Genomic DNA, 22,271 nt, shown 5'->3' with positions numbered 1-22,271 from the left:
ACTGGTCAACGTGGCGGGGCGTACTCGGTGAGCAGGAGCGCGATGTCGTCCGCCCTGTCGGGGGAAACGTGGCAGGCATCCCGCAGCAGCCCGTCGGCCAGATCGTCCAGGCCACCCCCGCCAAGCCGGGCCAGCGACCCCCGGAGTCGCTCGACGTCGGAGCCGATGTCCGAGTCGCGCCTCTCGATCAACCCGTCCGTATAGAGGGCCAGGACCGACCCGGGAGCGAGACGCAGCTCCGACTCCGGAAAGCGTGCCGTGGCGTCGATGCCGAGCAGTGGGCCGCCGGGCACATCCAGGATCTTGGTGTGCCCGTCGGGCAGGCGCAGCAGGGGCGGGAGGTGGCCCGCGCGGACGATGCGCACGATCCCCGAGCGGGGATGGAATTGGGCGTAGCAGCAGCTGGCGAGGAGCACCGGGTCGAGGTCCATGTGGAGCCGGTTGGTGCCGGCGACGACGTCGCTCGGTCGGTGGCCGGCGGCGACGAATGCCCGCATGGCGCTGCGCAGTTGGCCCATGGCGGCCGCGGCGGGGACGTTGTGCCCCTCGACGTCCCCGACGATCAGTGCGACTTCGTCGCCGGTGGGGATGACGTCGTACCAGTCGCCGCCGATGTCCATCCCCCTGGTGCCTGGAAGATAACGCCCGGTGACGTGCAGCCCCGGCAGAGTGGGCAGCCGGTGCGGCAGCAGCGCGTCCTGCAGGCCGCGGGCGAGGGCGAATTCGGCGTCGTAGAGTCTGGCGCGTTCCAGCGCCTGGCCGATCAGGCCGCCCAGCGCGGTGAGGACTCCGCGCTCCTCGTCGGGGAATCGGTGGATGTCGTCGAAGCCGAGAATGCAGGCGCCGACCGGGTGGTTCGAGGCGATCAGCGGCAGGAACGCCCAGGAGTTGGTGTGACCCACCATGAGCCCGGGGTAGCTCTCGCGGAGCTGCTCCCGGGACTCGACGAACAGCGGGACCCCGGAGGTCAGCGCGTCCGTCACGGGCAGCCGGGCGTGCAGCGGGGTGCCTTCGAACCGGGCGAGAAAGTGTTTCGAGTAGCCGCGCTGAGCGAGCAGGTGCAGGCGCTGTTCCTCCACCACGGCGATCGCCAGCTTCTGGCCGCCGAAGGCCGGCAGCAACTGTTCGGCGACGGCATCGAACACCTCGTCCGCGGTGGCCGCCTCGGTGAGGGCGCTGCCCAGCGTGAGCACCCGGTAGAGGGAACCCACGCGGGGGGCCGCGGGCGGAGGCGCCGAGGAGAAGGGCGGCCCCTCCTCGGTGACTGGTGCACCGGGTCCGGTGCCGGCCGGTACGGGCTGCCGCACTCGTGAGGCCCATCCCGTCATGCCCTGAGCGCCCGGGTGGAGGGAGAAGACCAGCCACTCGTTTGGCGGGCGGCGGACCAGGAAGGAGACCGGTTGCTGGGAGACGGCGGCGGCCCGGTAGCGGTCCTCGTACACGGGATCGGCCAGCCAAGGCAGGATGTCCCAGGGGCGCCGGCCGAGCAGTTCGTCCTGGCGGACCCGCAGCAGATCCTCCAGGCTGTGGTTGGCGTAGGCGAGGCGTCCGTCGGGAGAGAGCGCGAAGAAACCGTCCGCGAGCCGCTCGATCGCCGCCACGGCGGCCATGCCGCTCCCGGAGTCCAGCACGGCGCCGACCAGGTGGCAAGAGGCCTCCGAGTCGTCGGGGCTCTCCGGTACCCGGCCCCACAGCTCGACGACGCGGTGTCCACCACGGCCGTCCAGGATGCGTAGGCGGTGCGCCAGTAGGTGTCCCTCCTCGACCGCGGCGCGGGCGGCGGACCCAAAACCGGGCAGATCCGCCGGCTCGATGTAGGCCGCCAGTGTGGCCGCCCGGCCGTCGAACACGCGGGGCGCAATCCCGAAGATCGCGCACAGCTCGTCGTCGGCAGTGAGGGCTCCGGTGTCGAGGTTCCAGTCGAACAGGCCCACCCGGATCGCCGGAGCGGACGGCAGCGGGACCAGTACCGGAGCCGTCCGCTCGTCGTACTCACCGAGCGTGCCGCGGGCCCGCAGTCCGGCGAGGGCGGTGCCCAGCCGGTCGGCGGCGGAGCGCAACTGCCCGCGCTGCGCCCTCGACAGTCCGGTCCCGTCCGGCCTGGGCGTCCACACCACGGCGATGGCGCCGAAGGTCCGCTCGCCCGCCCGTACGGGGACCGATGCAGAGCCGAACGGGTAGGGCAGGGCGATCGAGAGCTGGGGGAAGCGCCGCATCGTCTCCTCCGCGCCGGCCAGGTGGACCATGCGCCCGGAGCGGCACGCCTCCGCCACCGGCATACGGCTGTTGACCGGGATCCGACGCCACCCGCTGAGCAGGGAGGGCGGTGTCCCGCAGGACGCGGCCACGACGAGCGAGCGACGGTCGCCGGAGAGCAGGAACACGCTTCCGGTATGTGCTCCGGTGACCTCCACGGCATGGACCACGGCCCTCACCAACGCGTCGTCGCGCTCGGGCGCTTCGCCGACACCCGCGGCGCTGAGCGGGTATGAGCTCGATGCCATACCGTTGGCCGACACGCTGCCCTCGATCATCCAGGGAGTGCTTTTCCCAGTTTAGGGTCATTCGCACCTCTCTGTGGATGGATGTCGGGCCGGTACGGGTGAGCCGATTTTGTCCCCGCAGGCCAGACGGAGCGGGGGAACGTTCGCCAGGTTGCCCGATCATGAGCGAGAGCGCGGGACCATCCCCGCGTGGCGCGGGATGCACTCCGAGGGCAACATGCACGGGCCGATCGCGCAGGGACCATCCCCCGTGCGGGGAGCACCCGGACGGAGACCGAGCGGGCGAGCCCTGGCAGGGACCAACCCCGCAGGTGCGGGGAGCACTTTGGCGCCGGGAGCATGGTGAACCACGCGCTGGGACCATCCCCGCGGGCGCGGGGAGCACACCAGCGCACGGCTCGGCCTGAACTCCGGCCTGGGACCATCCCTGCGGGCACGGGGAGCACTTCCGGCGCTTGACGACCTTGCAGCGGCACTTGGGACCATCCCCCCGGGCGCGGGGAGCACCGACGTGTATCCGGCCGGGTAGCTGCGGGCCTGGGGCCATCCCCGCGGGCGCGGGGATGGCCCCTTCGACTGAATGCCGGACCAGAGGCTGCCGATGTGCTCCCCGCACCCGCGGGGATGGTCCCAACAGGGAGGACGACACATGCCGTACGGCCTGGTGCTCCCCGCACCCGCGGGGATGGTCCCGGCTGGCCTGAACGGTGGACCGCCAGATCGATGTGCTCCCCGCACCCGCGGGGGTGATCCGGCGCCGAAGGAGTCGGCGTTCGACTCGGCGTGGTGCTCCCCGCCGACGCGGGGGTGATCCGTCGTCCGGCGCCTCGTTCGAGCCGTACCGCCAGTGCTCCTCGTCGGCGCGGGGGTGTTCCGAACGGCGGTTAGTAGAAGTGGCCCGGGCAGCCGTCCTCCGCGCCGACGCTGGCCCTGGTTCAGGCCGAAACTGCCGATGCCTCAGAAGTAGTGGAAGGCGTCCGCGGCTATGTCTTCCTTAGCCTCGCGCTTTCACGAGTGGTGCAGGACGCTTGAGACAAGGAGGCTGGCGTCTCGTGCTCACCAGGCGCGATGCGCTTCTGCTCTCCTGCGGCGGTTGCTTCTTGCTCTGCACCTGGTGGGTGCGAAGTGGCACGATGGCGGCCAAGACGAAACGCCGTGACGTGGGGGGGGGTACGTCTGCAACGCTATGCAGCGTGGACGTCTCTCAACTCAGTGCCGAGGACTATGCGTCCGCTGATCGCGTCCAGCGTCTGCTTGCAGGCTCGTTCGGTCCCTCCCCGACCCTCTTCCGTCCGATGAGGTCCTGGCAGGACTTCGTCGTTGGCGTCGAGGCAGGCTTCGACACGACATGGATCTGGGAGTACTACAACGATCTCAGCCGCCGTGGTTGGCTCCACGAGGCCCTGCCTCTGCTCACTCCCACCCTGCGGGCGCTGTGTCAGCCCGTGATCGAGAGATGGGATGCCCGGTACTGTGCGGCGACAGGGCCAATCAAACCGCAGGGCCTTCTGACCAGCCGGTCCTCGACGCAGGGCAGGTGGTGGCATGACCGCTTCCCGCTGCTGATCGATCACGACCAGGAGATCCCGCTGCCGCCATCCTGGTCGCCGGAGCCCAGACGCCTGACCGAGTGACACGCTGTCAGGGCGAGGCGGTTCGACCTCTGATCAAATAAGTGGAGAGTGGAACTGACCTACGACGATGGGACTTGTCTAGGGTCCTGTCAGTTGCACGGAAAGAAGCACTCTCCAGATGAAGAATCTGTTCAGGCCGGTGGCCTCCGATCCGACCGTCTCGCGCATGGTCGAGACCCTGGCCGGAGCCGGTCCCCGCGCGCTGACGGCGATCCGCCGGGCCAGGGCCGAAGTCCGCGATCGGGTGTGGACGCTGGCCGGCGCCGATGCCCCCGACGCGAGCGGGCAAGTGGTCGTGGACATCGACGGGGTGCTGGTCCTGGCTCACTCCGACAAGCAGGACGCGACCGCGACGTGGAAGAAGACCTTCGGCCACCATCCGCTGGTCGCGTTCGTCGACCACGGCCAGGCCGGGGCCGGGGAGCCGGTGGCCGCCCTGCTGCGGCCGGGCAACGCGGGCAGCAACACCGCAGCCGACCACGTCACCACCACGAAACTGGCTCTGGCCCAACTGCCCAGGCAATACCGGCGAGACCAGCTCGGTCATCCTGGCCAGGGAGGCGGGCTGAAGAGGACGGGTCATCACGCCTCCTAACGGCATGAGGTTCTTGTGTCTGCCGGGCGGACAGCAGCCAGCCAGCCGGTCGATCTGGCCCTGCCTGCGCATGGCTCCCGCCGCAGTGACGCGGATGCCGGCGCGGGCCGCGCAGGCGCCGTGGTGTCCTTCCTGTAGCGACAGGATGGATGATCGGACAGCCGACGGCCATGGACCGTTCGGCCCTCGTGCGCCGGTCGATGAGCCTGTGTTGGTGATCGTCCAGGTCCGGCTGTTGCCGGCAGGCCCCGGTTCCTCCCGCCGGGTTCATACGCTGCTGAAGTAGCCCGGCGAAGTGGCCCGTACAACTGACGCAGTGGCTGTAGAAGACACCTCGACGGCGGTGACCGAAAGTCGATCTGTTGACGGTCAGCGAGACATGGCCGCTGGGTCGAACTGGGGAGGTGGACGCCTCCTCGGCGCCGGACGGAGGGGCTCCCTCGCCCAGGCCGCCCGCCATCACGGCGCTACCGACGGCGGTCGTCGTGGCGATGAACGTTCGTCGGGACGGAGCCGACGTTGGCCTCTCAGGGGGAGGGCCGTATGACTCGGGAAGTTCGGTGGACGCCCACTCTCTTCGAGTGGCGGCAGTTCGGGTGCAGGGGGCGTTGGTCTCACTCATCGGCGTGCCCGACAGCCGTGGGTCAGGGGAGCTGCGGGTACAGAGCGGTGACGCCTGCGGCCAGACCGGCCTGTACCTCTCGGCTGATGTCGTCCACGACGATCTCGTAGACGCCCTCGGCGATGCCGTCGGCGGCGAGGCGGGCGACGTCGGCAGGGGCGGTCTTGGGAGCGGTGGCCCCGACGGCCATGTCGGTGTCCATGTAGCCGACGTGCAGTCCGGCCACCCGGATGCCCTGGTCGGCGAGCTGGACACGCAGGGCGTTGGTGAGCGACCACTGCGCGGACTTGGCGGCGCAGTAGGCGCCGACCCCCGGAAAGCTGTACCAGGACAGGGCGGAGAGGATGTTGAGGATGGCACCGCCGCCGCCCGCCTCGATCTGGGGGGCGAAGGACCGGACCACCGAGAGGGTGCCGAAGTAGTGGGTGTCCATCTCCAGACGGACGTTGTCCAAGTCAACTGCCAGCAGGTCCGTGCCCGTTGATATGCCGGCGTTGTTGATCAGGACCGTGACGTCACCGGTGGCCTTGGCGGCGGCCGCGACTGAGGCGGGGTCGGTGATGTCGAGCGCGATCGGCCTGACGCCCGGCAGGTTCACCTGGTCGGGGTTGCGGGCACCGGCGTAGACAGTGGCGCCGCGGTCGAGCAGCTCCGCGGCGAGGGCGCGGCCGAGGCCACGGTTGGCTCCGGTGACGAGGACGGTGCTGGTGGAGAGGTCCATGAGAAGTCCCTGTTGCATTGAGGGGGAAGGGGGGTGGTGATCGGATCGGGGTGGTGTTCCGTTCCTGGGCGTGGTTCTGCCGCCGGTCAGGCAGTCGGAGCGGTGTCCTGCGCGTCGTGTTGACGGGCACGTGCGGGTGGTGGGCCGTCGGCCGGGAAGATCTGGCACGTGGTGGTGGCGTGGGCGAGCAGCCTGCCGGTGAGGTCGGTGACGGCGGCGGTCGCGTAGGCGGTGCGTCGGCCGACGTTGAGGGCGGTGCCTTCGCAGCGGATGCGGCCGGTGTCGATGGTGACCGGGCGCAGGAAGGTGACGTTGATGCCTTGCGTGGTGTAGCCGGTTCCGGCGGGGAGGCGGGTGTAGACGCTGGCGCCCAAGGCGTTGTCGGCGAGGGTCGCGAGGACGCCGCCGTGGACGGTGCCGAGGGCGTTGTAGTGCCAGCCGGCGGGGGTCAGCTCGAACACGACGCGGCCTGGTCCGACCTCGACGGGTTCGATCGCCAGCGTGATCATGGCCGGAGGGGTCGGCAGTGTTCCGTCGCCGATTCCCTGCAGCACCTCCAGGCCGCTCAGCCGTTGGACGGCCTCGGCGGTCGGCTGGGGATCGTGCCAGGTGTAGGTGCGGTGCTGAGGCGCGGCTGGCGCGCTCATGAGGCGGTGGGGGTGGTCGAAGGGGCGGGCATGTGCGTTCCGTTCTGGTGGGGGCGGTTGTGTACGGCGGTCAGGGCCAGCACGGCGCCGGCGAAGAACACCGCGACGACGACGGCCAGGCCGGTGTGCACGCCGGAGGTGAAGGCGTCCTCGACCGCCGCACGTACTTGGGCGGAGGGCGGTCGGGTTCCGGTGCTCCCGGAGGCGACGGCCGCCTCGATGGGGGCTCGGGCGGCTACGGGCACGCCGTGCGCGGCGAGCTGGTGGGGCAGGTCCGCGCTGACGCGGGCGGTGAACAGCGAGCCGAGCAGCGCGGTGCCCATGACCGAGCCGACCTGCCGGGCGGTGTTGACGGCGCCGGAGGCCATACCCGCCCGTTCGGGAGCGACGCTGACCAGCGCGGCGGCCGTACTGGGCGCGATGGCCAGGCCAGTGGCGGCACCGAACAGGACGAACAGCGGCCAGACCTGGCTGTACGGAGTGCCCTGGCCGACCCTCGTCAGGCCCAGGACGGCGAGCGCGCCGAGCAGCAGACCCACCGTCAGTGGCGCCTTGAAACCGGTACGGCGGATCACCCGGCCGGTGAGGAACGCCGTGACGACGTAGACGCCGAACAGGGGCAGCATGCGCCAGCTGGTGTCCAGCGCGTTCAGGTGCTGGACGTTGTTGTAGAACATGACGGTGAGGACGGCCACGCCGGTGAAGCCGAACAGCGACACCGCGGCGATCATCATCACCGCGCTGACCGACCGCGAGGCGAACAGCCGTACGTCGAGCATCGGCTCCGTGACCCGTAGTTCGACGAGGACGAATGCCGCGGCGCCGGTCGTCGCCACGATCCACGCGGCGACGACCGGGGCCGCGGTGTAGCCGTCCTGGCCTCCCTGGATGAGCGCGTACACCAGCCCCGCGATCGTCACTGTGCCCAGCAGCGTACCGGCCACGTCCAGGCGTTCGCCGAGAGCCAGGGACTCTGCGGCGAACGGGACCGCGACCAGCAGCGTGATCACTCCGAGGACGGCGGTCGACACGAACACCGCGTGCCAGTTGGAATGGTCGAGCAGGACACCGGTGAGCAGGGGGCCGATGGCCAGGCCGACGCCGGACGATGCCGCCCAGGCGGTGATCACCTCGGTCCGCCGGTGCGGGTCGGTGAAGGTCGCACCGAGGATGGCCAGGCTGTTGGGCAGGATCAGCGCAACGCCGAGGCCGGAGACCAGCTGCGCGATGATCACCGTGGCGGTGGTGTCGGCGCTCGCGGCGAGCAGCCCTCCGGCGATCATGACCACCACGCCGACGCAGAACATCCGCTTGCGGCCATACAGGTTGCCCAGCGTGCCGGCCGACAGCACCAGACTGGCCACGACCAGCGTGTACGCGCTGGGAATCCAGATCAGCGCGCTCGGGCTGACGTGCAGATCGGCCTGGAGCGCAGGCAGCGCCGAGATGGTGGCGGTGATGAGCAGGAACGTCATCATCACGCCCAGGCACATCGCCACTAGCGTGAGAAGTTCTCTGCGCCGCATGGCCTGCGCCACCGCGCGTGGCTGGGCCGTCCGTATGTCAGCCATGGTGTCGACGTCCTTGCGGGCTTCAGGTTCGGCGGCGGGTGAGGTGATGACGGCTGTTACGCCTGCTGGTTGATGAGGCCGGCGTAGTAGCCGAGGTTCCGCTCGATCTCGTCGAGACCGACCTCGGCGATGGCCTTGCCCAGCTGCGGCACGCGCGCCTGGAATCCCGGCCAGTTGACGGACTCCGCGAACTCCGCCCAGGACGCGCGCAGGTCGGCCACCGGCGGCAGTGTCGACCGGTTGATCTGCGCCTTCGCGCCCAGGACTGATGCCTTGTCGAAGGACGCGATACGCGCCGCGACAGTGTTGACGAGGTCGTCGAGTTCGGCGTCGGGGACGGCCCGGGTCACCCATCCGTACTTCTCGGCGCGCTCGGCGTTGTAGTCCTCGCTGGTGAGGACCGCTTCGAGGGCGCGGTCTCGTCCCAGCAGCCGGGCCAGGCGGTCGCTGCCGCCGCCCGGGACGATGCCGATCGCGACCTCGGGCTGGCAGAAGACCGCCTCTTCGAGGCTGGCGTAGCGAAGGTCGAAGGCCAGGGTGATCTCGTCGCCGCCGCCCCGCGTACGCCCGCGGATGGAGGCGATGCTGATGAAGGGGGCGCTGGTCAGGCGGGTGACGAGTTCGACCCACGTCGGGGTTCCGTCCGCGGCGTTCAGTGCCAGGAGTTCGGGCACCTGGCCGAGATCGGCGTGGTTGAAGAAGTATCCGGGCGTGCCGCTGTCGAAGACGACGACCTGAAACTTCTCGTCTTTGCTCAACTCGTCGACGACGGCGAGGAGTTGGACGACGGTGTCCGCGCCGACGACGTTCACCGGCGGATTTGTGAAGGTGACCCTGCGGATCTTCGGCGCCACGGTCTCGATCTTGAACATGCTGTGCTGGGTCATGCTGTGCTCCAGTGCTGAGGGGGATGCGTGCGGCTCTGGTTGCGGTGGACGTTCGTCGGGCCGTGACGGCGCTGGCCCCTTGGATGGATGCAGTCGTTGGCGTTCGGGAAGAGGAAGGTGAGCCGTCACGAGCGTCGCTGTGGGTCATGCCGCCGGTGTAAAAAACGGGCTGCTCAACGGCCGTCAGGCGCTACCTTCCGCGGGCTGGTTCCGCTGACTTGCTGTGCACCGGCGAGAGCGTGCGGTGCGCGTAAGCCGGCGGCTGCGCCGAGGATCCGGCGCAGCCGCTCGTGCGGCATGACGGTCCGCGGGCAGTCCGGGGACGATGGCGTCGTGGGTACGGCCGCCGGCTGGTGGTCACCCTGCTCTCGATGCCTGCGGCTGTCTGGCCGCGGAGGTGCTGTCAGCGGTCGAGGAAGGTGTTGACCTCGGTGCCGAACTGGACGGCGTACTGGTAGAGGAAGCCGTGGCCGGCGTCCGGGTAGATGTGCAGCTGGGCGTCGGGGAGGTACTTGGCCAGCAGGCGGGAGTTCTTGGCGGGCATGAGGATGTCGCTCTCGCCGTCGGCGACCAGGGTGGGCTGGAAGAGGGCGTGGAGGCGGACGAACTTGGACTTGTCGGGGATACCCCACTCGGACCACGCGGTGAGCTGGCGGTCGCGGGTGGCGAGGCTGGAGGGGGCGTCGTGGTCGGTGGTGCGCTGCCCGAGGCGCTGCAGGAACTCGGTCCCCGCTGCCTGGCTGGATGCGGTGTTCTTGAAGAAGAGGAAGAGGTAGTCGGCGGGGCCGGGGTTGTCCTTCAGGGTCCGCTGCAGGATGTTGGGGTCGGATGCGCGCTGGTCCACTCCGCCCTGGGGGCCGGTGGCGGCCAGGACGACGCGGCGGACCTGCCAGGGGCGGCGCAGCGCGACCTCCTGGGCGACCTCGCCGCCGAGGGAAAAGCCGAGCACGTCGTAGCGGGGCAGCTTGAGGGCGTCGATGAAGTCGATGGCGTCCAGGGCCATTTGCTGGACGGTGCTGGCGGTGGTGCCGGTGGAGCCGCCGACGCCGACGTTGTCCACGAGGATGACCTCGCGTTTGGCGGCGATGGTGTCGATGAGCTTGGGGTCCCAGCTGTCGAGAGTGCCGCGGAAGTGCTGCAGGAAGACCAGGGGCACACTGCTGGCGCTGGGGTGGCCGAAGCGGCGGTACTGGTAGGTGACACCGTTGGCGGCCTTGACACGCAGGTTAGGGGCAGTGCTCGCGCTCTCCGCGTTCTGCGTCTGAGTGACCGAGTGCCGTGTGCCGCTGGGACTGCCGCTCACGGCATTGGCCATGCTCGGTGCCGTGGCGGCGACAGCCGCGACGACCGACACGCCGGCCAGCGCCATCGCGGTCCGCCGGGAGATACGGGTACGCCGATTGATTGAAGACATGCCAATTCCTTGAGTCGGGCCGGAGGTTTCCCCGGCGCGTTGAACCTGCCGCGCGCTCCGCGTACGGATGTTCTGCGGGGTGCGCGGAAGTGGAGCTATTGCTGACCCGGCGACTTCGTCGGGCCGGACGGGCCGCCGTATGGATCTGAAGACCTCTAGGGGGCCCGTGACCTTCCGATCGGATCCGGACCGCAGGTCATGGCCTGCGCGAGTGTGGGGGAGCTGGGAGCGACGACGCCGGTGAGCCGGGGGCGGCGAAGGAACTCCCGCATGATCGACATGTCCAGAACCTAGGTATCGGTTGTGTCGTCGGAAACCATCCCGGGCGCCCGACGGGGTCATCCGCCAGGGCGAACCAGTCCGCTCTCGTAGGCCGTGACGACGGCCTCTATCCGGTCGCGGACGCGGAGTTTGGCGAGGATGCGGGCCACGTGGGTCTTGACCGTGGTCTCGCCGAGGAACAGCTTCCCGGCGATCTCCGCGTTGTTCAGCCCGCGGGCGACCAGGCCCAGCACCTCACGCTCCCGGTCGGAGAGCACGTCGAGGCGTTGGTCGGTGAGGGGAGCGACGGCGCCCGTGACGTACCGGTCGATCAGCCGCCGTGTCACCGAGGGGGCGATCACCGCGTCGCCGCGCAGCACGCCGCGGACGGCGACGAGCAGCTCGGCGGTCGGTGTGTCCTTGACGAGGAAGCCGCTCGCCCCCGCACGCAGCGCCGCGTAGGCGTACTCGTCCCGGTCACAGGCGGTGAGGACAAGCACGCGCGTGTCGGGCAGGGCGGCGCGCAATTGCGCGGTGGCCGAGATGCCGTCCAGGCGCGGCAGCCGTACGTCCATGAGGACGAGGTCCGGGCACAGCGTGAGTGCCTGCGCCACAGCGGTCTCGCCGTCCCCGGCTTCGCCGACGACAGTGAGATCCGACTGGCCGTCCACCAACGTGCGCAATCCGGCCCGCATCAACTCCTGGGCGTCACAGACCAATACGCCGGCTTCCGTCATGGCGTCCCGCCCCCGGCACGGGCCCCCCACTCCCGCACGCCACGGCTTGGCGGCTCAGCCGCGAGTGCCCGGCGAACGCCCCGGCCGGCTCCGGTGACGATGACAGTACTGGCGTGCATGCCCATGAAATCCTCCCGGCGAATGGGGTGAACAGCGTGAACAGGGTGAATGAGAAAGGCTCGCTGGTCTCACCGAACGGCCCGCCGATGTTCCCCGCCGACATGCAGACCCGCCGCGGGTGCCATAGGTCAGGTGATCCCGTCAGTGACCTGAGGGCCTGATGCGATCGGCCTCGCACGCCCGTCACCCGCCGGACGGCGCTCTTCGGACATGGCCAGGGCAACGACGATCGCGGCAGCGATGACGGCCGCCAGGTACGCAGGGGCCGTCGTCGTGACGGCGCAGCCGATGACCAGAGCGGACAACGCGAGCAGCCGTGACCAGAGCAGGTCGTCGAACAGGGTTGCCCCGTGCCAGGTCTGCGCACCGAGGTAGAGGGCCGGCCCGCCGAACAACAGCAGGTTCGTGGTGATGCCGGCGTGCTCCGTCGGATGTGCGATGACGCGTTCATCGGCCACGGCAACGGCGATCAACCCGGCGACGGAGACCATGAGGCTGATGACGCCGCTGCGTCCGGCCCGCATCGGGTCCTCAGTCGTCTGGTAGTGCCGTACGACGCGCTCGGAGTGGCTGAAGAACAGCCAGAACAGCGCGACCGTGCCGGTGAGCGCGACGCCGCTGGTCAGCAGGGTCATCGGCTGGTACGGCGCGGTGGTGAGTGCGGTGCCGGTGGTCATGACCGTCTCACCGAACGCGATGATCACGAACAGGCGTCCGCGCTCCAGCAGGTGGCCCCCGGCGAAGGTGACCTCACGGGAGTCCAGTCTGCGGCCGGGCAGGGGATGCGCCGCCCAGGTGCCCACCAGCTCGACCAGGATCGCCGCCGCCCACCACACCAGCCGCGCGCCGCCGTCGGCTGCAGCCCCGGTCACCCACAAGGGGGCGGGGGCGACGAACCAGACCAGGACGCGGCGGAAATGCTCCTGGTTGACAGGGTCGAGGCCGACGGTGAGCAGCCATACCGTCCGGCCGATGTGAATCAGCAGGAAGGTGGCGACGAAGACCCACCCGGCGTCGCCGAAGGCGCGCGGGGTCGCGGCGTTCATCAACAGTCCCAGGAGCATGACCGTCAGCAGCATCCGCCGGGTCCGCGGGTCCTCGGCCGGGACGAGGGTGACCGCCCAGGTCGTGTACGCCCACGCCGCGTAGACGGCGAGGTAGAGCACGAGCGTCTGGGCGGCGCCCGTCCACGTCGGGTGGGCCAGCAGCTGATGCGACAGCTGACCGATGGCGAAGACGTAGACCAGGTCGAAGAACAACTCCAGCGGGGTGACCTCCCGGCGTGCCGGAACGCTGGTCAACTCCACGACGAATCTCCTAGTCGGACGGTTTCACGGCGTTGCTCAGCCGGCGAGGAAGGCCGTCACCTGGGCGGCGAAGTCCTTGGCGTGCTGGAAGAGGAAGGCGTGGCCGGCGTCGCTGTAGGCGACGAGGGTGGCGTCGGTGACGTGCTGGACGGCGGTGTACGAGGCCAGAGCGGGGATCATCGCGTCCCGCATACCGGTCGCGTACAGGACGGGCTGCTTGATGCTCGCCAGGTCCGCTCGCACCTGCTCGAAGGGGATCGACGCGTCCTTCGCGATCGCGGTGATCTGACCCATGGCCGCCGCCTCGGACACGTCGGGGCGTCCGGTGGCCAGCCGGGTGGCCACCCTGGCGAGGTGTGCGTACCCGGCGGCGCGTCCGGTGTCCGTCTCAGGGAAGAACAGGAACACCAGGTCGTCCCCGGTGACCTCGGGCTTCGTCATGGTGGCCCGCACCTTCGGGTCCGGGTCGGGAGCGCCGGGCACCGTGCCGCCGGGATTGGCGGCCGCCACGACCAGCCTGCGCACCAGGTCCGGTCGGGTGCGGGTGATGTGCTGGGCGACAGTGCCGCCCAACGTCCAGCCGAGCAGGTCCACCTGCGGCAGGCCGAGGGCCTCGATGAACTCGACGGTGCCGTCCGCCAGCCCCTCGACCGAGTCGCGCGGAGTGCCGGTGGTGTAGCCGGTGCCGACGTTGTCGAACACGATCACGTCATGGCTGGCGGCGAGATGGTCCAGGAACTCCGGGTCCCACCAGTCGAGGGTCCCGCGGACCCGGTTCAGCAGGACCAGCGGGATGCCGCCGGTCGGGCCGATGCGCCGGTAGGTGAACGTCGCGGACGGACCTTCCACGGTGAGGTCCTCGGCCGCGTCTGCCAGATAGGTACTCATGGCGGGCTTCGCTTTCCTGTCGCAGTGTCTCGTGGGGGTCTGGCGGGGCCGGGTCAGGCGGGCAGGCGGTTGAGCTTGCGCAGCTGCTGATCGAACATGCGGGTGGGGACGATGCGGCGCATGGTGCGCACCCGCCCGGTCATGGCACCGGCGGTGTACCGCACCTTCGGCTTGGCGTCGGTCGCCGCCGCGACGATCTCCTTGGCGACGACGGCCGGGTCGTCGCCGTCCTTGACCGCTCCCGCCATGTACTCCTCGAAGACGTGCCGCTGCTTGGCGTAGATGTCCAGGGGCTGGTCGGGCCGCACGCTGGCCGCGTCGAACGCGGTGTTGGTCCAGGCGGGCTCGACGAGCAGGGACCGCACGCCGTACTCACGCAGTTCGTGGTCGACGGACTCCGAGTAGCCCTCGACGGCGTGCTTGGAGGCGGCGTAGACCGCCATGTAGGGCTGCGGCATGAAGCCGACGATGGACGAGATGTTGATGATCCGTCCGCTGCGCCGGGCGCGCATGTGCGGCAGGACGGCGTTCGTCATACGGAGGACGCCGAAGACGTTGATGTCGAACAGGCCCTGCGCCTGCGCGGCGGAGCTCTCCTCGGCGGCGCCCGCCGAGCCGATACCCGCGTTGTTGACTAGGACGTCGATCCGCCCGAACCGGTCGATCACCTCACCGACCGCGGCGGTCACCGACTCGTCGCTCGTCACGTCGAGGTCGAGGAAGGTCACGCCCTTCACCGGGGTGACGTGCGCCGTGTTGCGGCTGGTGCCGACCACCTCGTAGCCCGCTGCGACCAGCGCGAGCGCGGCTGCCTTTCCGATACCGGAGGACGCACCCGTCACGAGGGCTACCGGTCGTTTTGTCGTCGTCATTTCGGACTCCTGACTTATGGGATCGCGTGTGCGATGCCGTGGAGGGATCGCTTCCGGCGATCCTCAATCGGTTTCATTAATGTATCAGCTTCTTCTCTAGTGGCAACATGAGAGCATCAACTAATCTTCTATGTGTAGCGCAAGAGTATCTTCTATGGAAGGTCAAGAGATGGAGCGACGTCGCGGGTCAGGGTCTCGTCGACGCATTGACGACTCGATGAAGCAGACCGCCTGAGAGTGGGGTCGACGGCACGCCTGAGCTGGGATGACTGTGGAGCCGGGCGGACATCCAGGCCGTCGACGTGGCGGCCGGGACGACGCGACGGACCCCAGGGGCCTGTGTCCGCCGCCGAGCAACGAGTCGCTTCCGCGGCCTCCTGGGCCCCGAACGCTCGACAGGGTCCAGTCGCGGTGGTCGCGGTGGTCGCAGTCGGTTGACGGCTTGGAGGAGGTGCCGGAAAACCGGGGCTTGGCGAGATCGGGCGGGATGCGGCGCGCGACGTGCGGCGCGAGCCGCCGGCCCGGGTCGCCCGGGTCGCGGCCGAGGATGCGGAGGGGGATCCCTGCTGGATTCCGGAAGGGGGGCTCGGAAGACCAGCGGAGCGGCGGTCATGTATGCGGCGCCCGATCCCGGCTGGTACCTGGGTAGGGGCCGCTTGGAGTGCTGGGCGGACGGGCATGTCGTTTCCCCTGGATCCCGAGGAGTGGATGACTCCTTGGCGACGGTCTGGCGTACGCAGTCGTCACTGGGGAGGCTTCGGCTCCGGCGGGGCAAGCCTGCTGATCGGGCGAAACCGCGCTTGGCGTCGACGAGCGTCTCGCGGCAGGGAGGCCGTCGGTGGTCGAGGAAGACGTTGACCTGCTTGCCGAACTTGTTGGGACCTGTCGGGGAAGCCTCACTCGGGCGTCGCGGTGAGCTGTGCGCCGCGGGTCGTGAGGCTCGCGGGGCGTCGGGGTCGGTGGTGTGCCGGCCGAGGCGCTGCAGGAACTCTGTTCCCGCGGCCTGGCTGGACGCGGCGTCCCTAAAAGACACCTATCAGTTTCATTGTGGTGTCAGGCCCATCCATAACTGCGACACTGAAGTATCAATTAACGAGATACCCGTAGCGTTCACGTATCCTCTACGGGGGGCCAGGTAGCGAACCACCAGACAAGGAGACAGACATGGGCCGAGCACTGCGGGCAGATGCCGAGCGCAGTGTGCGCGCGATTCTGGAGGCGGCCGAGCGAGTCCTCGCCCAGGATGCCGGCGCTTCCATGGAGCAGATCGCCGAGGCGGCGGGGCTGACAAGGATCACGGTGCACCGCCGGTTCGCGAACCGGCAGGCGCTGTTGGAGGCGCTCGCCGTCTCCGCGAAGCAGCAGCTCATCGACGCCATCGAAGAAGCCCGGCCCGACTCTGCTCCCGCGCTCGTGGCGCTGTACCGGGTGACCGCAAACGTGATGCGGGTCAAGAACACTTGGCGGTACACCCTCAGCCACGCCACGGCCCACACCGCCGCCGCAGCCGCACTCTGGGAGGAGATCGACGCCCACACCGTCCAACTCCTGGACCGGGCGCAGCACGAGGGGCTTCTCGCCCCGGACGCGGACCTGGAGTGGACGCGGCAGGTGTACTACGCCCTTCTCAGCGAAGCCCTCAACAGGCCCGGCGCAGATAAGGATCCAGCCGCCCAGGACCCGGATGCACAGGCCACACTCGTCATCGACACACTCCTGCACGGCGCAGGACCACGCGGCTGAGACGCAACCGCTCGGCAGAGCGCCGGATCCACCGATCGGCTGCCGCCGCCGAAGCCTGTCGGCGACACCCATGCCTGGTGGCACAGCTCGACCTGGACAGCCACGCGGAGGCAGTATGGGAGCACCTCGGCCCTGCTCCCCATACCGAGGGTTTGGGCCCTGGCATGCGGGAGGGCCCACTGCGGCCACGGCCACTAGTAGCGCTAACGGCTGTTCCGTTGTTCCAACCGAGGCCGCCATACGCGTGATCACGAACCCGCGGGTGAACACTGTCGACCCGCCACGACCGCCCCGGCCAGAACAGGCGATCCCAGAACAGGCTGTATCGGACTGACGCGGCGGAACCGGCCGGAGCCGGTGCCGCCAAGGGGTTTGGCGTGGGGCCCGCCAGCAGCCGGCGGGCCCCACCATGGCCTTCCGTTTCGCCCAGCTGGCCCGCGCCCTGAGTCAGTGCCGCTGCAGGCGCCCGACGACCTTCACTGGCGTTGTGATCTTATAGCCGAGGGAATCGTGGCCCACAAGGGTCAGAGTGACATCCACCTTTGGGATGCAGTGGGAGTTCCTTGTGAAGTCGTCTACCGAGCGCCTCTGACCTGCGGCGATGCCGTCGCTACCGTCTCTGACCTGCACGGATGAGCCTTTCAGGGTGTTTCAGGATCGTGCCGCGTTACGCGGCTCATTCTCCCCAGGCGCTCCCCAGAGCGGCTCGTACTCCCCAGATTCTCCCCACGGGCAGCCGTCATGCGGCTGGCGTTGACTGTGATTTCGGCGGCTCGGCGGAACCGCTTGTCGGTTACAGGATGTGACCGCTGGCAGGGCGAGACATGCCGGTGAGCTGCCGGGGAGCTTGTGGAGGATGCCCACGAGGCGGACGCACTCGTGGTCAGTTGTCCCGTAAGAGGGCAGGCGGGCTCGGGGCAGTCCCCTTCGAGTGAGCGCCCCGCAGAGCGAGCATGCCCGGTCTGGGCGTCGTCCTCGGCGCGGAGTTCCAGGCCGCCACCGGCGGCGACATGACGTTCTTCGGCACCGCCGACCGCCTCGCCGGCTTCGGTGGTGTCGCCCCGGTGCCCCACTCCGGGAAGATCAGCTGCAACCTGCGGCGCCACAGCGATACAAACCGTCGCCTCCAACGCGTCTTCTCCATCTCGGCGTTGTTGAGATCCGACACGCGAGGAATCGCGCCGGTTCTACGACCGCAAGCGCGCCCATGGCAAACGCCACACCAGTGCAGGGTCTGGCTCACTACGTCACGCGCTGGCTGGAGTGGGAGAAGGACAGCAGCTGGAGCGCCCTCGGCGTGGATTGGGAGAACGGGCTCACGGCGCTGGTCGAGCGGCCTCTGCTGGGGATGTGCATGACGGTCAGCCTCAGGGGCCTACCTGCACCGGGGGAATACCGCCCACGCTTTGAGTTGGCATACACCGACGGGCACAGCTATGTGCTGACGGACGATGAGCGGCACGCGGTGCACGAGGCGTTCACGCGCAAGCTGGGTGGGAGGCTGATTCTTTCGGCGGGGTCTTTCGTCTGTGAGGATGCGAGGATCGGTGGCACGCCCGGAAGGACGATGTGGGAGGACCCGTGAGCGACGAGGAGTCCACGGTGGCCGTGGAGATCTCGGACGGTGCCCGTGAGCAGTGCAGGCAGCTTGGGCCGGCGGCCGAGGCAGCGGTGACGGAGTTGTCCCGGTTGCTGGAAGCGGACCCGCTGCTGGGCGAGTTGGACACGTTCACGAAGCTCCACCGCACCTCCACCGCCACGCGTGAGGGCATGACGCTGAGCGTCCATTACTTGTACGGGCCCCCGTACGCCGCGGAGGGGGTCGTGCAGATCGGGTCGGTGGCGCAGGTGACGGCTCCCCCCACCGCGGCCGAGAAGTACGGTGAGTACGCCGAAGAGGAGCCGCCAGGGCTGGCGGGGGACATCAGGGACGATGCCGCGCAGGAGGAGATCGCCGGACGCCAGGTGACGGATGCCTGGATGCGGATCGAGACGTGGCTGCGCATCCACGCCCCTGCCTCGTACGAGGCCCTGCGCCCGGGTGCGTCCGGCCAGGAACTCGCAGTGCTTGAAGACACACTGGGCACCCGGCTTCCGGCGGAACTGCAGGCACTGTGGCGCCTGCATGCAGGTGTCCATGACGCGCGTGGCGCGGGGTTCCTGTTCCGTAACTGGGCACTGATGGACCTGGCTGCTGTTGCCACGTACCACGTCGGCCAGATGAGCTTGGGCGATGACGATGTGTGGCAGGGCCCGTGGATTCCGTTCTGCTCGTCCGGCGTGCACGACCGCGCCTTCGTCCTGTACCTCGATGCCAGGACCGGCGTCGTGAGCTACACCTCGCGCTACGGGGAGCACCGGGAGGAGTTCGCGTCGCTGTCGGTCTACCTGGAGGAGATGGCCGACGCCCTGGAGGCACCGGCCTTGGCGGGGAAGGAGAAGCCGGGGCTGGCGGACGGAGCCCTGGTGTGGGGGCCGGTGAGCGATGTGCCCGGCTGGCAGCCATACACCGGATGAAGCCCGTCAGTGGGGGGAGCGGCAACTGCCGCTCCCCCCACCGGGTTCCAGGATCTGTCAGCCGACCTTGCGCCAGGCGCAGGTGGTGTTGGCGTTCGCGCAGTGCTCGAAGCCGGGGTTGCTGACGAAGAAGCCGTCGTCATCCAGCAGACGCCACACGGTGGGCTGGAGTTTCTTGAAGGCGGTCTCGTTCTGCGTATTCGGGATGGCGGCCCGGCCGCACTTCTCCTTCCACGTCGGGCCGTTCTTCGCGGCCCGGGTGTCGGCGAGCAGCCCGAAGCCGGTGCCGGTACCCATCTTGTCGGTGAAGAGCTGTGCGCACTCCTTGCCGTCGCCCACCTGGTTCAGGCCGGGGAAGCCCCCCCTTTCGTGGGTGGAGGCCATGGCGTACTCGTCGCAGCTCGTCGTCCCCACGGCAGCATCGGCCGAGTGCGCCGTCCAGCTCGACGGGCAGACCTTGCCGCGGCTGTCTTCCGATGACCAGGGCTCGCCCCTGGAGTTCTTCACCGTGGTGTCCGGGCCGAGGTAGTGCAGGAGGGAGTCCCACTTCACCGACCCGGCATGGTCGGGCATCTTCTCCTGCATCAGCCAGTAGTAGGCGCCGGCGGCCGGGAAGAGGTTGGTGTCGACGGTGTAGGTCGGCTTGAAGAAGGGCAGCACGCAGCCGGGCGCGACGGCCTTCAGGATGTCGTCACAGCGGGGGGCGAGTTCGCGCCTAGTGGTGACGCCGCTGCTGCCGAAGTCGGCCGAGGCGGTGAGGTCACTGGCATCGACACTGGCGGTGACGGACCAGCCGAGGTCGATGATCTCCTTGCCGGTGCCGCTCCAGGTGGTCTGGACGGTACCCCAGCGGGCGTTCAACGGACCGCTCTCGGTGATACCCCAGTGGCCGGTGGACGCCGTGTTGTTCAGGTCGGCCCACTTCGTCGATGACTGGACGCAGCTTGTGCAGTTATGGCCGACGTTCCACTTGAGGGTGACGCCTTTAAGGTCGGGGTGGATGCTGGCGGGCATGGCGACGATCTGCTGGTCGAACTCGCCGAAGTCGCTGCCGCTGTCGCCCTTCTTCGTGTACGTCTTGATCTGCTGCTGGAAGTCGAAGACGGCGGTGGCGAGCGTGGGGTGCTCCGGGTCGGTGTCCACGAAGGTCAGCGTTGCGGTGCCGATGCTCTTCATGCACGCCTCGGTCCGATTCATGAAGTCCTTGCCCGCAGGGCTCGGACCGCACCAGGAGACCAGATTGGGGTTGGTCCCGTCCGCGGCGACAGCGTTCGCCGCGGCAACGCGCTGTTTGCTCTGTTTGGTTGGCGGGGCGATCTCGATGCACAGCTTGCGGCCCTTGGCGTCCGGCCGGGAGCACGACTGCTTGCCGCCTGCCTGCAGCGCCTTGGGGGTGAGCCCCTGGGGCCTTGTCCCCTTGGCCGCGACACCGGCGACCGGACCCGGGTCGCTACGGGTGAACTCGATGTTCTTCTGTGCCAGCGAGTCGATCGTGGACGAAGTCTGCGGGGCCGGGAAGGTCACATACGGGTTGATCTTGAAGTTCGCCCACGGTGACCAGTCGGTCTCGTACAGGCTGCCGTCGTAGGCGGAGGTGTGGAACGTGTAGCTGACGCCCGGCTTCAGTTTGCCGTAGGGGACGGTGACCTGGCCGGTCTTGCCGGAGGCCACGAAGTCGGAGACAAGGACGCCATAGGGATTGGCGTCGGTCAGTTTGACCTGGGTCTTCGGTTTGCCGTCGGCGTCGGTCGTCCAGACCTCGAAGGTCAGGTTGGCCTTGTCACCGTCGGCGTCGGTGACGGTGTTGCGCAGTATCACCTCGGGGGCGACGACGTTCCAGATGCTGCCGCTCTTGGCGAACTGCGGTCCCGCTGACGGGCTTTTGCCCGAGACCGGGCGGGATCCAGCGGCGGTGGCATCCTCCGGGCCGGCCGCGGGGCGCGCGGACGGGGCGGTGTCAGGGGAAGAGCTGGGAGCGAAGTCGGCGGCAGCGGCAGTGCCGCTGCCTATGAGTAAGGCGGCGGCCGCGCCTGCGACCAGTCTGCGCAGGCGGCCGACAGTGGGTCTGCGGCTCAAGATTGCATCCCTCCTTAACGTACATATGTTCGATGCGATGTGATCCCATCAGACGCGTCTCGCGAGTCATATGGCCAAGGTCACGGTTTAACTCACCTTGACCAAAAAGGAGTTGGCGAGCGTGACCATGTGAACGCCGAGGGTTCGGTCGGCTATCACCGTGAGCTGAGAAGAAGGGCGGGCCGAGCATGCAGGAGGTCGGCCGGGCGGTGACATGGGTGAGGCTGTCTTTGTGTGCACTTGGCCAAAAAAGGGAGCGCGTCCTTATCGATGTCGACCCAAGGTGGATCCTGCTCGTCGTGGACATCCACGGGTTGTTCACGTGGCTGCCGCGCTCTCTTCCCTGAGGGAGGGGTTCGATAAATTGGCTTTCCGGTCACTCCGGCTGGTTGTGGCCAACTGCCTGAGCGGGCCTGCCGGTTCGGCCCGGCAGGGGGAAGGTGCCGGCGGCTGAGGTGCGGGGAACGCCTGGAGCAGGCCGCAGTCGTCCGGCCCGGTGGGTAGATGGGTCACGTCCCTTGATGTGCGCGGGACGCCATCCAGGCTCCGCTCAACTTGTTCCCGATGACGCATCACTTGGAGTGCGTGGCGATTCTTGAGCCGGTGACTAAGGGATCCTGACCTGCACTTACTCCGGGTATCACACTTCGTTCGATCTGTTTCCGGATCGCTATGGAGTGGAGCGCGCTGTGCTCCTGCGCCTGCCGCACGACGTTGCTGACCTGCGGCTTTGTCGAGGAATAGTGCGGGGTGCGCGACTGATGTTCTCGACGTTGCGCGATTGACCGGTGACTCGTGACGCTCGTTCGACGCTGTTCTTGGTGGAGCGTCAGGTGCGATGGCTCCGAAGGATTGCTCGCCACCGTCCGGTTGACCCCGTCACCGTGGCTCTCGGCACATTTGGTCCATGTGATCAATCGTCCCTCGATGGTGATCCATTGCAGGGCGACCTTGGCCTGCTCCAACCGTGCGGCTCGAGCGCGGTCTGACGTCCGTGTGCAGGTGGGTTTGACATAAGAGGTCCTAACAGAAGCGGTTGATCATGTGACTGTTGGCTTGGCCGCTCGTTGGTCTGGTCGTGGGGAAACGTCAGTCGCGGCCCTGGATCGTGTCGGACGAACTGTGGTCGCTGATCGAGCCGTTGCTGCCCGAGCC

Annotated in this window: 15 protein-coding genes and 2 pseudogenes; 6 read left to right on the top strand and 11 right to left on the bottom strand. The window is 68.7% G+C overall.

All coding sequences use genetic code 11. The features are described 5' to 3' along the window. Positions 1 to 5 precede the first annotated feature (5 nt). Positions 6 to 2,504 (bottom strand): SpoIIE family protein phosphatase, encoded by a 2,499-nt coding sequence (locus tag ACFY10_RS41610; RefSeq protein ID WP_390670520.1) that lies wholly within the window; start codon positions 2,502 to 2,504, stop codon positions 6 to 8. Between the two features lie 1,193 nt (positions 2,505 to 3,697). Here ACFY10_RS41610 and ACFY10_RS41605 point away from each other — a divergent pair. Beyond that, a complete protein-coding gene (locus ACFY10_RS41605; protein WP_390670519.1) occupies positions 3,698 to 4,138 on the top strand; it encodes a hypothetical protein in 441 nt (146 codons plus the stop codon). Between the two features lie 127 nt (positions 4,139 to 4,265). Further along, a pseudogene (locus ACFY10_RS41600) lies at positions 4,266 to 4,670 on the top strand (transposase); the annotation flags it as partial. Positions 4,671 to 5,377: 707 nt separating this feature from the next. Here the strand turns inward: ACFY10_RS41600 and ACFY10_RS41595 are convergent. From ACFY10_RS41595 to ACFY10_RS41555, 9 genes are all read right to left on the bottom strand, one after another. Continuing rightward, positions 5,378 to 6,076, bottom strand: a complete 699-nt coding sequence (locus ACFY10_RS41595) for an SDR family oxidoreductase (RefSeq protein ID WP_390670518.1) — start codon at positions 6,074 to 6,076, stop codon at positions 5,378 to 5,380. 86 nt (positions 6,077 to 6,162) lie between these two features. Beyond that, a complete protein-coding gene (locus tag ACFY10_RS41590; protein ID WP_390670517.1) occupies positions 6,163 to 6,723 on the bottom strand; it encodes a PaaI family thioesterase in 561 nt (186 codons plus the stop codon). Continuing rightward, positions 6,720 to 8,294: an MFS transporter gene (locus ACFY10_RS41585; RefSeq protein WP_390670516.1), complete on the bottom strand. Its 1,575-nt coding sequence runs from the start codon at positions 8,292 to 8,294 to the stop codon at positions 6,720 to 6,722. The genes ACFY10_RS41590 and ACFY10_RS41585 overlap by 4 nt, the downstream gene beginning before the upstream one ends. Before the next feature lie 56 nt (positions 8,295 to 8,350). Then, on the bottom strand, positions 8,351 to 9,181 hold the full coding sequence (locus tag ACFY10_RS41580; RefSeq protein ID WP_390670515.1) for an enoyl-CoA hydratase/isomerase family protein: 831 nt from the start codon (positions 9,179 to 9,181) through the stop codon (positions 8,351 to 8,353). Between the two features lie 403 nt (positions 9,182 to 9,584). Next, complete coding sequence (locus ACFY10_RS41575; protein ID WP_390670514.1) at positions 9,585 to 10,595, bottom strand: alpha/beta fold hydrolase; 1,011 nt, start codon at positions 10,593 to 10,595, stop codon at positions 9,585 to 9,587. 338 nt (positions 10,596 to 10,933) lie between these two features. Then, positions 10,934 to 11,593: a response regulator gene (locus ACFY10_RS41570; protein WP_390670513.1), complete on the bottom strand. Its 660-nt coding sequence runs from the start codon at positions 11,591 to 11,593 to the stop codon at positions 10,934 to 10,936. A gap of 248 nt (positions 11,594 to 11,841) precedes the next feature. Continuing rightward, positions 11,842 to 13,020, bottom strand: coding sequence for a low temperature requirement protein A (locus ACFY10_RS41565; protein WP_390670511.1), 1,179 nt, complete (start codon positions 13,018 to 13,020; stop codon positions 11,842 to 11,844). Positions 13,021 to 13,056: 36 nt separating this feature from the next. Next, positions 13,057 to 13,908, bottom strand: coding sequence for an alpha/beta fold hydrolase (locus tag ACFY10_RS41560; RefSeq protein ID WP_390670510.1), 852 nt, complete (start codon positions 13,906 to 13,908; stop codon positions 13,057 to 13,059). Between the two features lie 53 nt (positions 13,909 to 13,961). Continuing rightward, complete coding sequence (locus tag ACFY10_RS41555; RefSeq protein WP_390670509.1) at positions 13,962 to 14,780, bottom strand: oxidoreductase; 819 nt, start codon at positions 14,778 to 14,780, stop codon at positions 13,962 to 13,964. A 1,164-nt stretch (positions 14,781 to 15,944) separates the two neighbouring features. Between ACFY10_RS41555 and ACFY10_RS41550 the strand changes: the two genes are divergently transcribed. From ACFY10_RS41550 to ACFY10_RS41535, 4 genes and pseudogenes are all read left to right on the top strand, one after another. Next, on the top strand, positions 15,945 to 16,523 hold the full coding sequence (locus ACFY10_RS41550) for a TetR/AcrR family transcriptional regulator (protein ID WP_390670507.1): 579 nt from the start codon (positions 15,945 to 15,947) through the stop codon (positions 16,521 to 16,523). A 950-nt stretch (positions 16,524 to 17,473) separates the two neighbouring features. Further along, a pseudogene (locus ACFY10_RS41545) lies at positions 17,474 to 17,753 on the top strand (transposase); the annotation flags it as partial. Further along, complete coding sequence (locus ACFY10_RS41540; RefSeq protein WP_390670506.1) at positions 17,731 to 18,108, top strand: hypothetical protein; 378 nt, start codon at positions 17,731 to 17,733, stop codon at positions 18,106 to 18,108. The pseudogene ACFY10_RS41545 and the gene ACFY10_RS41540, both read left to right, overlap by 23 nt. Next, positions 18,105 to 19,040 (top strand): SMI1/KNR4 family protein, encoded by a 936-nt coding sequence (locus ACFY10_RS41535; RefSeq protein WP_390670505.1) that lies wholly within the window; start codon positions 18,105 to 18,107, stop codon positions 19,038 to 19,040. The genes ACFY10_RS41540 and ACFY10_RS41535 overlap by 4 nt, the downstream gene beginning before the upstream one ends. Positions 19,041 to 19,097: 57 nt before the next feature. Here the strand turns inward: ACFY10_RS41535 and ACFY10_RS41530 are convergent, their stop codons facing one another. Continuing rightward, a complete protein-coding gene (locus ACFY10_RS41530; protein WP_390670504.1) occupies positions 19,098 to 21,116 on the bottom strand; it encodes a hypothetical protein in 2,019 nt (672 codons plus the stop codon). Between the last annotated feature and the right edge of the window lie 1,155 nt (positions 21,117 to 22,271).

This window comes from Streptomyces sp. NPDC001401 (assembly GCF_042895385.1).
Classification (GTDB): domain Bacteria; phylum Actinomycetota; class Actinomycetes; order Streptomycetales; family Streptomycetaceae; genus Streptomyces.
The sequence above is the reverse complement of the archived record's forward strand: the minus strand, read 5'-3'. Positions and strand labels throughout refer to the sequence as shown.